Raw genomic sequence first — 13294 nt, forward strand, 5'->3', positions numbered from 1 at the left:
GACCGTCAGACGGTGGGCACGAGCGGCAGCCGCTCCGCGGCCAGCCAGCGCAGCAGGTCCCCGACCGGCATCGGCCGGGCCACGGCGTAGCCCTGCGCGACGTCGCAGCCCAGCTCGGCCAGGCGCCGGGCGGTGACGACGTCCTCGACGCCCTCGGCGACCAGGCTCAGGCCGAGGTCGTGGGCGAGGGCCACGGTGTGCCGCACGATCGCGGCGGCCCGCTCGTCGTCGGCGACGTCGCAGGTGAGGCTGCGGTCGAGCTTGAGCTCGTCGGCGGGCAGCCGGCGCAGGTAGGCCAGCGAGCTGTACCCGGTGCCGTAGTCGTCGATCGAGGTGCGCACGCCCAGGCGCCGCAGCTCCCCGAGCACCGTGCGGCCGCGCTCGGGGTCGGCCATGAGGGTGTCCTCGACCAGCTCGAGGGTCAGCGCCGCCGCGGGCAGGCCCCGGCGGGCCAGCTTCTCGGCGACCTTGCGCGGCAGGTCGAGGTCGGCGACGTTGGCCGCCGACAGGTTCACCGACACCGGCACGCCGTGGTCGTCCCACCACCGCGCCACCGCGTCCAGCGAGCGCTCCAGGACGGTGTCGGTGAGCGGGCGCAGCAGCCCGGCCTGCTCGGCGGCGGGCAGCACCTGCGCGGGGCCGACCAGCCCGCGGACCGGGTGGTGCCAGCGCAGCAGGGCCTCGACGCCGACCACCCGGCCGTCGTCCATGGCGACCTGCGGCTGCAGGTGCACGTCGAGCTCGTCGCGGACGAGGGCGGTGCGCAGCTCCTCCATCGTCCGCAGCCGCTCGCCCGAGCCGCTCGAGGGGTCGGGGACGTACACGTGCACGCCGGTGCGCTCGGTCTTGGCCGCGTACATCGCGACGTCGGCGCAGCGCAGCAGCTCCTGCACGTCGTCGGCAGGCACCGGCGCCGTCGAGACGCCGATGCTCACCCCCACGTGCAGCCGGATGCCGTCGACGGCGAACGGCTGGCGCAGCAGGTCGTGCACGACGCCGGCGCGCTCGGCGGCGGTGTCGAGGTCGGCGGCGGGCAGCAGGACGGCGAACTCGTCACCGCCGAGGCGGGCCAGGACCTCGCCGGGGCGCAGCGCCGGGGCCAGGCGCGGGCCGACCTGGCGCAGCAGCTCGTCGCCGGCGCCGTGACCGAGGCTGTCGTTGACCTCCTTGAAGCCGTCGAGGTCGAGCAGGAGCAGGGCCGCGGGGCGAGCGGTGGTGGCCGCGGCGACGACGCTGCGGGCGGTCTCGAGCAGGGCGCGGCGGTTGGGCAGCTCGGTCAGCTCGTCGGTGCGCGCCTCCTGGCGGACGGTCGCGAACGAGCTGACCTCGCGGAAGGTGACCGCCGTGCGGGCCAGCGCGGCGAGCACGCAGCCGACGGCGAGCCAGCCGGCGGTGCTCGGCAGCTGGTCGCCGTAGCCGGCGGCGAGCACGGCCAGGGCGGCGAGCGTGCCGGCCAGCGGCAGGGCGACCAGGCGCCAGGTGATGCGGACCCCGCCGTCGTCCTCGCGCGGCCGCGGGTCGCCGGTGGTCCGCTGCGCGGCGACCGCGGCGCACAGCACGCCGGCCAGCCACAGCAGCTCGAGCGGGCCGCCGTCGGTGTAGCGGTCGGCGACGCTGAGGGCGAACAGGGCGGCGTCGGCGACGCAGAAGAGGGCCACCGCCCCGCCGGCCAGCACCAGCGTGCGGTCCAGGTGGACGCCGAGGATGGCGCCCACGCCGGCCAGCAGCGCCAGCAGCAGCACGTCGGCCGCGGGCCAGGCGACCTGCATGACCGAGACCTGGCCGTCGCCGGTCAGGTAGGGGCCGAGCAGGAAGCCGGCGCCGACCGCGGACGCGCCGAGGGCGCCGACGACGCCGTCGAGCCACATGCTCGGCAGGAAGCGGGTCACGCGGGCGCGGATGAGGACGAACAGCGCGACGTAGAGGCTGCCGTAGGCGACCGCCACGCAGGCGTCGGCGACCGGCGACGGCGTGGTGCCGGCCTGGCCGGTCTCCACGATCCGGGCCACGTTGCCGACGGCGCCGACGAGCAGCGACGTCGCCATCGCCCGCCACGCCACCGCCTCGCGCGGCGCGGTGCGGGCGGTCAGCCAGCAGGCGGCACCCGCGGCCACCCACGGCACGTGGTAGACGACCAGGTCGTAGAACAGGTCCCACGCCCGTCCGCCCGGCCGCGGGCCGGTGCCCGTGGCGAACACGGCCACGCCGAGCACCGCGACGACGAGGAGGAGGTCGCGCGGACGGGTCGGCAGGCGAGGACGGGGGGACACCGCTTCTGGGCGCACGGGTACTGCATCGGCGGCTCCCGCTCGGGTGTGCACCCGGACGGCCCGGGTCGACCCCTCCGGGTGAGACGGCGCCGCGCGCTAGGCTGGGCGGGTGAGCGGCGGACGCCTCCTTCTCCGGCCGTGCTGACCTGATCCGCGTCAGCACGGCGACCCCTCCTGCGTGAGGGGTTTTTTCATGTCCGCCGACGGATGACCCCCGGGAGCACCGCGATGAGCCAGACGGCGAGCCAGCCCACCACCGAGCCCGCGGACGAGGGCGTCCCGCCGCACCGCTACACGCCCGCGCTGGCGCAGCGGATCGAGCTGGCGTGGCAGGACCGGTGGGAGGCCGAGGGCACCTTCCACACGCCCAACCCGACCGGGCGGCTGTCGGCGGGCTTCGAGCGGGTCGCCGGGCGGCCCAAGTCCTTCGTGATGGACATGTTCCCGTACCCCTCGGGCGCCGGCCTGCACGTCGGCCACCCGCTGGGCTACCTGGGCACCGACGTCACCAGCCGGTTCCGTCGCATGGACGGCGACAACGTGCTCCACCCCATGGGCTACGACGCCTTCGGACTGCCCGCCGAGCAGTACGCCGTCCAGACAGGGCAGCACCCGCGGGTCACCACCGAGGCCAACATCGCCGCCATCCGCGCGCAGCTGCGGCGCCTCGGCGTCGACCACGACGAGCGGCGCACCTTCGCCACGATCGACCCCGGCTACTACCGGTGGACGCAGTGGATCTTCCTGAGGATCTTCGGCGCCTGGTTCGACGAGGAGGCCGGCCGGGCCCGCCCGGTCGAGGAGCTGGTCGCCGAGCTCGACGCCGGCACCCGTGAGCCCGCGCCCGGCACCAACCCGTCGGGGCTGCCGTGGGCCGGGCTGTCCGACGTCGCCAAGCGGCAGGTCGTCGACGCGCACCGGCTGGCCTACCGGCACGAGGCGCCGGTCAACTGGTGCCCGGGGCTGGGCACGGTGCTCTCCAACGAGGAGGTCACGCCCGACGGCCGCTCCGAGCGTGGCAACTTCCCGGTGTTCCGACGCCCGCTCAACCAGTGGATGATGCGGATCACCGCCTACGCCGAGCGGCTGCTGGCCGACCTCGACCGCCTGGACTGGTCGGACTCGGTCAAGCAGATGCAGCGCAACTGGATCGGCCGCTCGACCGGTGCGCGCATCCGCTTCGCCGCCGCGGACCGGACGATCGAGGTCTTCACCACCCGGCCCGACACGCTGTTCGGCGCCACGTACGTGGTGCTGGCTCCGGAGCACCCGCTGGTCGAGGCGCTCACCGCCGACGCCTGGCCCGACGGCACCGACCCGCGCTGGACCGGGGGCGCCGCGACGCCCGCCGAGGCGGTGCAGGAGTACCAGCGGCAGGCGTCCCGCCGCTCGGAGCTCGACCGCCAGGACGCCGGCCGGGAGAAGACCGGCGCGTGGCTGGGCGCCACCGCCGTCAACCCGGTGAACGGCCGCGAGCTGCCGGTGTTCATCGCCGACTACGTGCTGACCGGCTACGGCACCGGCGCGATCATGGCCGTGCCCGGTGAGGACACCCGCGACTGGGAGTTCGCCGAGGCCTTCGGGCTGCCGGTGGTCCGCACCGTGCAGCCGCCCGCCGACTGGGACGGCGGCGCGTACACCGGCAGCGGGCCGATGACCAACTCGTCGAACGAGCACGTGTCGCTGGACGGGCTGACCGACAAGGACACCGCCATCGCGCGGATGACGGAGTGGCTGGCGTCGGCCGGGCACGGCGAGGCGACGACCACCTACAAGCTGCGCGACTGGCTGTTCAGCCGGCAGCGCTACTGGGGCGAGCCGTTCCCGATCGTCTACGACGCCGACGGCCTGCCCCGCGCGGTGCCCGAGTCGCTGCTGCCGGTGCTGCTGCCGGAGGTCGACGACTACTCGCCGAAGACCTTCGCCGACGACGACGCCGACTCCCAGCCCGAGCCGCCGCTGTCCCGGGTCACCGAGTGGACGACGGTCGAGCTCGACCTGGGTGACGGGCTCAAGCCCTACCGCCGCGAGACGAACACGATGCCCAACTGGGCGGGGTCGTGCTGGTACCACCTGCGCTATCTCGACCCCGGCGACGACACCCAGCTGGTCGACCCCGAGCTGGAGCGCTACTGGCTGGGTCCGCAGTCGCCCGGCGACACCGGCGGCGTGGACCTCTACGTCGGCGGCATGGAGCACGCGGTGCTGCACCTGCTGTACGCGCGGTTCTGGCACAAGGTCCTGCACGACCTGGGCCACGTGTCCAGCGAGGAGCCGTTCCGCCGGCTGGTCAACCAGGGCTACATCTCCGCCTACGCCTACACCGACGAGCGCGGCTTCTACGTGCCCGCCGCCGAGGTCGTCGAGCAGGACGGGCAGTTCCTGTACGAGGGCAGGCCGGTCAACCGTGAGTACGGCAAGATCGGCAAGAGCCTGAAGAACATGGTCACGCCCGACGAGATGATCGGCGCGTACGGGGCGGACACGTTCCGGGTGTACGAGATGTCGACCGGTCCGCTGGAGCAGTCGCGGCCCTGGGACACCAAGGCCGTCGTCGGGTCGCAGCGGCTGCTGCAGCGGATCTGGCGGGTCGTCGTCGACGAGGAGACCGGTGCCGTCCGCGCCGACGACTCCGCGCCGTCCGACGAGGTGCAGCGCGCGCTGCACCGCGCGATCGCCGGGGTGCGCGACGGCATGGCGACCCTGCGGTTCAACGTGGCCATCGCCCGGATCGCGGAGCTGACCAACGCGCTGACGGCGGCCTACGGTGCCGACTCCCCGGTGCCGCGGGCGGTGGCCGAGCCGCTGGTGCTGCTGGTGGCGCCGCTGGCCCCGCACCTGGCCGAGGAGCTGTGGGCGCGCCTGGGCCACGACGACTCGGTGGCGTGGGCGCCGTTCCCGGTCGCCGACGAGCAGTGGCTGGCCGAGGACACCGTGCAGGTCGCCGTCCAGGTCAACGGGAAGGTGCGCGCGCAGGTGACCGTGCCGGCCGACGCCGACGCCGCGGGCCTCGAGCAGGCGGCGCGGGCGGACGAGAAGGTCGCCGCGCAGCTGGCCGGGAAGACGGTGCGGCGCGTGATCGCCGTCCCCGGCCGGCTGGTCAACTTCGTCGTCGGCTGACCGGCAGCCGCCCCGCCCGGGCCGTCGCGGTTCAGGCGGGGCGGATGCGGATGAGCTCGTGCCGCTCGGTCCCGGGCCTCCTCAGCCGGGTCCACAGCCGTGGGGTGACGTACCCGGCCTGGAACCGCCAGCCGTAGGCACGCCGGAGCGCGGCCAGGGCCCGCGGCCACTCCGCCCGGTCGACGAACCCGGCCTGCGCCTCGACGGCGGGGCTCCCGGGCCGTCCGCGGACGTCGCACGGCGCGACGGTCACCTGCGCGGTGTGCCGCAGCCGCTTCACCTTGCCCGAGTCGGCGCGGGTCCAGACGACCAGCGAGTCGAGGTCGGGTGCGGCCCACACCGGCGTCGCCACGGGGACGCCGGTGCGGCGGAACGTGGTCAGGCTGACGTAGGTCGAGCGCGGCAGGTCGGCCACGGGTCAGACGGCGGTGGCGAGGGTGAGCACCCGCCGCACCGCCGCCTCCACCGCGTCGATCACCTCGGCCACGGGGACGTCCCGGCCGAGCTCGGCGGTCAGCGACGTGACGCCGGCGTCGGCGATGCCGCACGGGACGATCGCGCCGAACGCGGCCAGGTCGGGGTCGCAGTTGAGGGCGAAGCCGTGCATCGTCACGCCGCGGGCGACCCGCACACCGATCGCGGCGATCTTCCGCTCCGGCCGGAACCGGCTGCCGGGACCCGGCGCGTCCGCCGCCAGCCAGACCCCGCTGCGCCCGTCGACGCGCTGGGTGTCGACGCCGAGGTCCGCGCAGACCTGCATCAGCGCGTCCTCGAGGCGCCGCACGTGCGCGACGACGTCGACCGGGTCGGGGAGGGCCACGATCGGGTAGCCGACGAGCTGGCCGGGCCCGTGCCAGGTGATCTTGCCGCCCCGGTCGACGTCGACGACCGGCGTGCCGTCGACCGGGCGCTCGTGCGGCTCGGTCCGGCGTCCGGCCGTGTACACCGACGGGTGCTCGAGCAGCAGCAGCGTGTCCGGGCCCTCCCCGGCCACCCGCGCGGCGTGGAGCTCGCGCTGGCGCGCCCACGCCTCCTCGTAGGGGACGGTGCCGGCCCGGACCACCTGCAGCTCAGTCACGGACCCAGCCTAGGCCCGTCGTCATCGCAGCCGGCGCGGCTCGAGACGGGTCTCCACGGCGGTGCCATCGGGTCCGCGCTCGACGCGGTACGCGGCCGCGCCCGGCCGGTCGGCGACGACTTGGGCCAGCTCGGTGCCGCGGTAGACCAGCCCCGCGCCGTCGTCGGTGGCGTGCCCGGGCGGCAGCGTCCCGTCGGCGACCAGCCGGTGGTACAGCGGGCGGCGCTGCTCCTCGGAGTCGTGGTGGACGCCGTTGGAGGTCGGGATGAGAGCGAGGCCGTCCGTGACCGGTCGCAGGTCGGGGCCGTAGGAGTCGGTGGTGCCGCCGACGTGCCAGCACAGCGACCCGGCCGACACCCCGCCGAGCACGACCCCCGCCTCCCACGCCTCCCGGAACACCTCGTCGAGGCCGTGCACCCGCCAGACCGCCAGCAGGTTGGCGACGCTGCCGCCGCCGACCCAGACGACGTCCTGCGCGAGCAGGTGCGCGCGCACGTCGGGCACCGTGGGCATCGGGAACAGGCTGAGGTGACTGACCCGGACCGCGCTGCCGGCGAAGGCGCCGTACACCCCGGCGACACGCGCCGGGTCGTCGCCGGTGGCGGTGCCCAGGAAGCACAGGCGTGGCTGCTCCGGTGCCCCGGCCAGCTCGACGGCGAGGTCGAACACCGGTCCGGGCGCCCAGTCGGACGGGCCGCGGCCGCGGGAGTCGAACCCGATGCTCGTGGCGAGGATCGTCGGGGCGGAGGCCGGCATCAGGCTGCCCCGGCGGCCGGTCGCAGCGCGCGCAGGACGGCCGCGGCGGCCCGCCGGCCGCTGGCCATGGCGCCCTGGATGGACGGGGTGTCCCGGTGGTCCCCGCAGACGTAGAGGCCGCCGCCGAGGTCGACCGGACGACGGTGCCGCAGCGGGGGGAGGGCGGCCGGCTGGGCCCCGGTCACCGTCACGGTGGTGAGGTGCTCGAGGTCGGCCGCGGCGACGTCGTGCAGCCGCGCGACCTCGTCGCGGACGTCGGCCTCGCGGGTGGGTACGAGGGAGTTGCTGGCGACCAGGGCCCGCCCGTCGGGGGAGTAGCCCGGCTGGGCGTCGCTGAGCACCACGCTGTTGACCAGCCGTCCTCCGGGGGTGCCGAGGACGATCAGCGGCTCGGTCCAGGGGGAGGCCGGGAGCACGTGGTAGTGGGTGGTCACCTGCCGGGGCGCGGCGGCCTCGACGGCCGGGAGCAGGCCGGCGGCGGTGCCGGGGTCGGTGGCCACCACGACGGCGTCGGCGTGGACCGGTCCGGCGTCGCTGCTGACCTGGCTGCCGGTGACCGCGCCGACCCGGACACCGGTGTGCACCCGCCCGGCGCCCACGCCGGCGGCCAGTTGCTCCCCGATCGCCTGGATCCCCTGCGCCGGCAGTCCGGTCGCCCCCCGGGCGAAGCTGCGCCAGAGCAGGTCGAGGTAGCGGCTCGAGGTCTCCAGCCGGTCCTCGAGCAGGACCCCGGCCAGGAAGGGGGCGAAGAACCGTTCGAGCGCCGTCTCGCCCACGCCGGCCCGCCGCAGGTGCTCGGCCGCCGTCGTCTCCGGCGCGGCGAGCAGCCGGGGGACGGGCCAGTAACCCGCGCGGGCGGAGAAGGCGGCGACGGCGACCTTCTCGGTCAGTGAGCCGATGGGCGCGCGCAGCGTGTCGGGGAGTGCGGTGGGCCGGCGCCGCGGGTCGGCCACCCGGTGCGCCCGCCCGTCGACCCGGACCACGGCGCCGGGGGTGAAGTAGCCGAGCTCGAGCGCGGGCAGGTCGAGGTCGGCCGCCCGGGGATAGCCGGTGTTGAGGACCTGGAAGCCGCGGTCGACGACGAAACCGTCGACCCGGTCGGTCTCCAGCCGCCCGCCGACGTGCCCCGAGGCCTCCAGCACGTGCACGTCACAGCCGGCGGCGGCCAGGCGGGTGGCGACCGAGAGACCCGCCAGGCCAGCCCCGACCACGACGACCTCGGCGCGGGCAGGCGGTGGCATGTCCTGAACCTAGGTCCCGCCGGTCCCGCGCACCCGTCCGGGCGGGTGGCTGTGGACCCGCCGCGCACCTGTGGACAACCGCAGCGGGACCGCGGCCGCCCGGCCTACCGTCCCCGGCCGTGTCCACGCTGCCTGATCCCGATGACGCCGCTGCCCGTCCCGGTGCGGACCCCACGTCCGACGACGGCGCCTCGGCGCTGCCCCCGGTCGTCCCCGGCTACCTGCTCGACCGGTTGCTCGGGCGCGGCGGATCCGGCGAGGTCTGGCGCGCCCGCCCCCGCGGCGGCGGCCCGCCGGTCGCGGTCAAGGTGCTGGTCGCCGGCGACGCCGAGCGGCAGGCCCGCGAGGCCGCCCTGCTCGGGGCGCTGGACCACCCGCACCTCGTCCACCTGCACGAGGTCGTGCACCAGCCACGTCGCGGTGGTCCGCCCCGCGTGGCGCTCGTCCTCGACCTCCTCGAGGGCGGCAGCCTCGCGGCCCTGCTCGCCCGGCGCGGGCGCCTGCGCCCCGGTGAGGTGGTCACCGCCCTCGCGCCGGTGGCCGCGGCTCTCGCGCGGGCGCACGAGGAGGGCGTCGTGCACGGTGACCTCTCCCCGGGCAACGTCGTGTTCACCGCCGAGGGACGGCCGGTGCTCACCGACCTCGGGGTGGCCCGTGTCCTGGGGGAGGAGGCGGCGGGCGAGGTCACCCCCGCCTACGTCGACCCCGCGGTGGCCCGCGGTGGCGCACCCGGCCCCGCGTCCGACGTGTTCGGCGTCGCGGCGGCGGCCTTCCACTCCCTGACCGGGGTGGCTCCGTGGAACGCCGCGACACCCGCCGACACGCTCGCCGTCGCGGCCGCCGGAGAGCTGCCCGACCTCGCGGCGCTGGCACCCGACGCCCCGCCCGCCCTCCTCGAGGTCGTCGCCCGGGGGCTGTCGGCCGACCCGCACGCCCGCGGTTCCGCGGCGGCGTTCGCCCTCGACCTGCGGCACGCCTGCCGCCCGGAGCCCGTCCGGCTGTCCCGGTCCGGGGGGATCGACGCGTCCGCCACGCGGACCGGTCGCGGACACCGCACCGAGCTGACCCACCAGGTGCCCGGCCGGCACCGGCGGCCCGCGCCGCGGGAGGTCCGCCCGGCCACCCGGAGGCTCCGGCGACCCGGCCCGGCGGTGCTGCGGCGGGCCGCCGCCGGCGTCGGCACGCTGCTGCTGGTCACCGTCGCGATCTGGGGCGGGCTGGCCTGGACACGGTCCGGTCCGGGCGGGGCAGCGGTCCCGGCGGCCGAGGCGCAGACGGTGTCGGCAGGCCCGGCGACGCCGTCCCGGCCCAGCACCACGCCGCCGACCCCCTCGCCGCACCCCGCGGCGTCGGGTCCCTCGATGCCGGCTCCCGAGGCGTCCCCGTCTCCCTCCGCGACCGCGGCTCCGTCCACGTCCTCGGTCCCGCCCGCGACCCCGGAGCCGGCTCCGCCTCCGACGGCGCCCGAGGACACGGACTGGACGGCGATCCTCACCGGCCTGTACGAGCGGCGCGCGACGGCGTTCACCACCGGGGACGCCGGCCTGCTCGACCAGGTGCACGCCGCCGACAGCCCGCTGCTGGCCGCCGACCGCGCCTACCTGGCGTCACTGACGGCGGCGGGGGAGGCGCTGCGCGGGTTCCGGCCGACCGTCACCGAGGTGACGGCCACCGCCGAGCCCGACGCTGACGGTCAGGTCCGGGTGCGGCTGCTCGATGGCTGGCCCGACTACGCGGTCGTCCCGGCGGACGCCCCGGACGGCCCGGCGCTGCGGACCGAGGCCGGGCGGGACCGGACCCCGGTGGCGATGGTCCTGGTCCCGGGCCCGGACGGCTGGCTGATCGGCTCGGCCGGCCGGCTGTCGTGACCGGTCAGCCGCGGCCGAGAGCCTCCCGCAGCGCCGACGGGAGGTCGCCGTGCGTGAACCGGTAACCGGCGGACTGCAGCCGGGCCGGCACGGCACGCTGACCGGCCAGCACGCTGGAGCGCCCGAACTCACCGAGGGCGAGCCGCAGGGCGACGGCCGGGACGGGCAGCACGGCGGGACGGGACACCGCGGCGGCCAGGTCGCGCACGAAATCGCTGTTGCGCACCGGCTCCGGCCCGGTCAGGTTCACCGGCCCGCGGACGTCGTCGGCCGTGAGGAGGAACCGGATGGCGCCGACCTCGTCGGCGAGACTGACCCACGGCCAGTACTGCCGGCCCGACCCCATGCGGCCGCCGAGGCCGAGACGGAACACCAGTCCGAGGATCCGCACCAGCATCGCGTCGCGGCCGATGACCAGGCCGGTCCGCAGGGTGACCACGCGGACGCCTGCGTCGACGGCCGGTCGGGTGGCGTCCTCCCACTGCACGCACAGTCGGGCGAGGAAGTCCTCGCCCGACTGTGCGTCCTCCTCGACGACGCGGTCACCGGTGTCGCCGTAGAACCCCACGGCCGACGCGGACAGCAACACCCGCGGCCGCGACGGGTCGGCGGTCTGCGCGGCGGCCAGCGCCTCGCTCACCGTGGTCGTGCTGTCGACCCGGCTGGACACCAGGTCCCGCTTGTACGACGGGGTGAAGGGGCGCGGCCGGATGGGCGTGCCGGCGAGGTTCACCACCGCGTCGACGTCGCTCACCACCGCCGGGTCGAGCTGCCGGTGCCGTGGGTCCCACCGGTGCTCGTCGGCCGTGCGTGGGGTCCGGCGGACCAGCCGGACGACGTCGTGCCCGTCGGCACGCAGCGCCGGGACCAGTGCCTGGCCGATGAGGCCCGAGGCCCCGGTGACCGCGATCTTCATGGACGCTCCTCGCCCCCTGTGCACGGACGCGGTCGGGCCCCGGCGTCTCCGCCGGGGCCCGACCGGGGGACATCAGGCGAGGCCGAGCTCGCCCTCGAACTGACCGGCCTCCAGGCGCTCCTTCACGCTGACCAGGAACCGGGCGGCGTCGGCGCCGTCGACGATCCGGTGGTCGTAGGTGAGCGCGAGGTAGACCATCGAGCGGACCGCGATGACCTCACCCAGGTCGGGGTCCTGCACCACGACCGGCCGCTTGACGACCGCGCCCGTGCCCAGGATCGCCACCTGGGGCTGGTTGATGATCGGCGTGTCGAACAGGGCGCCGCGGCTGCCGGTGTTGGTCAGCGTGAAGGTGCCACCGCCCAGCTCGTCCGGGGTGACCTTGTTGATGCGGGTCCGCTCGGCGAGGTCGGCGATCTTGCGGGCGATGCCTCCCAGGCTCAGGTCGCCGGCGCCGTGGATGACCGGCACGAGCAGGCCCCGCTCGGTGTCGACGGCTATCCCGAGGTTTTCTGCGTCGTGGTAGGTGACCGTCCCGGCCTCCAGGTCGACCGAGGAGTTCACGGACGGGTGGGCCTTGAGCGCCTCGACGGCCGCCTTGGCGAAGAACGGCAGGAACGACAGCTTGACGCCCTCGCGGGTCTGGAAGTCCCGCTTCGCCCGGTCACGCAGCTTCGCGATCCGCGTGACGTCGACCTCCACGACGGTGGTGAGCTGCGCGCTGATGGCCAGGGACTCGACCATCCGCCGGGCGATGACGCCGCGCAGGCGCGACATCTTCTCGGTGCGGCCGCGCAGCGAGGGGTCCGCCTGGGCCGCGGGGGACGGCGCCGAGGGCCGGCCGGAGGACGCGGCGGGAGCGGGCGCGGGCGCCGGGGCCTCCGCGGCCGGGGCCTTCGCCGACTCGGCCGCGGCGAGGACGTCCTGCTTGCGGATCCGCCCGCCCACGCCGGTGCCGGTGACCGAGGAGAGGTCGACACCGTGCTCGGCGGCGAGGCGGCGCACCAGCGGGGTCACGTACGTGCCGGAGCCATCGGCGGGTGCCGGAGCCGGTGCCGGAGCCTGACCGCCCGAGGAGGACCCCGCCGGCTGGCTCGGCGGCTGGCTCTGCTGGGCTCGGACGCTCTCCGCGTCGCCGGAGCCGTAGTCGGCACCCGCGGGCACCGACGGCGGTGCGCCGGGGGGCTCCTCAGCAGCCTGCGGCCCGCGGGCAGCCTGCTGCTGTTCACGGACTGGCGGGACGGCCGGCACCTCCTGCTTGACCGGGGAGGACTCCCCCTGGGCCGCCGGTGCGGACGGCTGCTCGGGCTGCGGTGCGGGCGCCGACGGAGCGGAGTCGCCGGCGCCGCTGCCGATCACCGCGAGCTGCGCGCCGACCTCGACCGTCTCGTCCTCGTTGACCGCGATCGACAGCAGGGTGCCCGACACCGGGGCCGGGATCTCGGTGTCGACCTTGTCGGTGGAGACCTCCAGCAGCGGCTCGTCGGCGGTCACCTCGTCGCCGACGGCCTTGAGCCAGCGCGTCACGGTGCCCTCGGTGACGCTCTCGCCCAGCGCCGGCATGGTCACCGGGGTGCCCTGCCCGTCGCCCGACGAGCCCTGGCCCGCGGGCGCCCCGGCGGGCTCGGGCGCCGCCTGCTCCTGCGGGGCACCCCCGTCGGTGTCGTCCACCTGCTCGACCGGCGTCTGCGGCATGTCGGCGTCGTCCGCCGAGGCCGCGTCCCCCGAGCCGGTGTCCCCGGCAGCGTCCCCGCCGGCGTCCCCGTCACCGTCCCCGCCGATGACCGCGAGCTCGGCGCCGACCTCCACCGTCTCGTCCTCCGACACCAGGATCCTGGTGAGGACGCCCGCGGCGGGCGAGGGGATCTCGGTGTCGACCTTGTCGGTCGACACCTCGAGGAGCGGCTCGTCGACCTCGACCTGCTCACCCTCCTGCTTGAGCCAGCGGGTGACCGTGCCCTCGGTGACGCTCTCGCCCAGGGCGGGCATGGTGACGGAGGTCGGCATCGGGAGAGGGCTCCTTCGTGGTGGCGCGGGTGGGGGAG

At 76.0% G+C, this 13294-nt stretch carries 9 protein-coding genes; 2 read left to right on the forward strand and 7 right to left on the reverse strand.

All coding sequences use genetic code 11. From position 1 onward, the window contains the following. Positions 1–5: 5 nt before the first annotated feature. Complete coding sequence (locus BM165_RS12015) at positions 6–2204, reverse strand: putative bifunctional diguanylate cyclase/phosphodiesterase (protein ID WP_244274183.1); 2199 nt, start codon at positions 2202–2204, stop codon at positions 6–8. A gap of 294 nt (positions 2205–2498) precedes the next feature. Between BM165_RS12015 and leuS the strand changes: the two genes are divergently transcribed. Further along, positions 2499–5390, forward strand: a complete 2892-nt coding sequence (gene leuS, locus BM165_RS12020) for a leucine--tRNA ligase (protein ID WP_075013765.1) — start codon at positions 2499–2501, stop codon at positions 5388–5390. Between the two features lie 31 nt (positions 5391–5421). Here leuS and BM165_RS12025 read toward each other — a convergent pair whose 3' ends face one another. Genes BM165_RS12025 through BM165_RS12040 form a run of 4 tightly spaced genes read right to left on the reverse strand, consistent with a single transcriptional unit; the run spans position 5422 to position 8465 of the window. After that, entirely contained in the window at positions 5422–5805 is a 384-nt protein-coding gene (locus tag BM165_RS12025; RefSeq protein ID WP_075013766.1) for a PPOX class F420-dependent oxidoreductase, read from the reverse strand. Between the two features lie 3 nt (positions 5806–5808). Beyond that, positions 5809–6468, reverse strand: a complete 660-nt coding sequence (gene lipB / locus BM165_RS12030; RefSeq protein WP_075013767.1) for a lipoyl(octanoyl) transferase LipB — start codon at positions 6466–6468, stop codon at positions 5809–5811. A gap of 21 nt (positions 6469–6489) precedes the next feature. After that, a complete protein-coding gene (locus BM165_RS12035) occupies positions 6490–7224 on the reverse strand; it encodes a Type 1 glutamine amidotransferase-like domain-containing protein (RefSeq protein ID WP_075013768.1) in 735 nt (244 codons plus the stop codon). Further along, positions 7224–8465, reverse strand: coding sequence for an NAD(P)/FAD-dependent oxidoreductase (locus BM165_RS12040; protein ID WP_075013769.1), 1242 nt, complete (start codon positions 8463–8465; stop codon positions 7224–7226). Before BM165_RS12040 ends, BM165_RS12035 begins: the two co-directional genes overlap by 1 nt. 119 nt (positions 8466–8584) lie before the next feature. On the opposite strand from BM165_RS12040, the gene BM165_RS12045 reads away from it, so the two are divergent. Continuing rightward, the gene (locus BM165_RS12045) at positions 8585–10333 is read left to right on the forward strand and encodes a serine/threonine-protein kinase (protein WP_244274184.1); all 1749 of its coding nucleotides are present in this window, start codon (positions 8585–8587) and stop codon (positions 10331–10333) included. Positions 10334–10337: 4 nt separating this feature from the next. On the opposite strand, the gene BM165_RS12050 is transcribed toward BM165_RS12045, so the two are convergent. Both BM165_RS12050 and sucB read right to left on the reverse strand, forming a co-directional pair. Further along, a complete protein-coding gene (locus BM165_RS12050) occupies positions 10338–11249 on the reverse strand; it encodes a TIGR01777 family oxidoreductase (protein WP_075013770.1) in 912 nt (303 codons plus the stop codon). 72 nt (positions 11250–11321) lie between these two features. Continuing rightward, the gene (sucB, locus tag BM165_RS12055; protein WP_075013771.1) at positions 11322–13256 is read right to left on the reverse strand and encodes a 2-oxoglutarate dehydrogenase, E2 component, dihydrolipoamide succinyltransferase; all 1935 of its coding nucleotides are present in this window, start codon (positions 13254–13256) and stop codon (positions 11322–11324) included. Positions 13257–13294 lie beyond the last annotated feature (38 nt).

The sequence above is a fragment of the Geodermatophilus obscurus genome (genome assembly GCF_900115395.1).
GTDB lineage: Bacteria > Actinomycetota > Actinomycetes > Mycobacteriales > Geodermatophilaceae > Geodermatophilus > Geodermatophilus obscurus_B.

Bases quoted from the DNA above. Each gene is read 5' to 3' on its own strand.
- leuS (WP_075013765.1), top strand. From the start codon at position 2,499: ATGAGCCAGACGGCGAGCCAGCCCACCACCGAGCCCGCGGACGAGGGC.
- BM165_RS12035 (WP_075013768.1), bottom strand. From the start codon at position 7,224: ATGCCGGCCTCCGCCCCGACGATCCTCGCCACGAGCATCGGGTTCGAC.
- BM165_RS12040 (WP_075013769.1), bottom strand. From the start codon at position 8,465: ATGCCACCGCCTGCCCGCGCCGAGGTCGTCGTGGTCGGGGCTGGCCTG.
- BM165_RS12050 (WP_075013770.1), bottom strand. From the start codon at position 11,249: ATGAAGATCGCGGTCACCGGGGCCTCGGGCCTCATCGGCCAGGCACTG.
- sucB (WP_075013771.1), bottom strand. From the start codon at position 13,256: ATGCCGACCTCCGTCACCATGCCCGCCCTGGGCGAGAGCGTCACCGAG.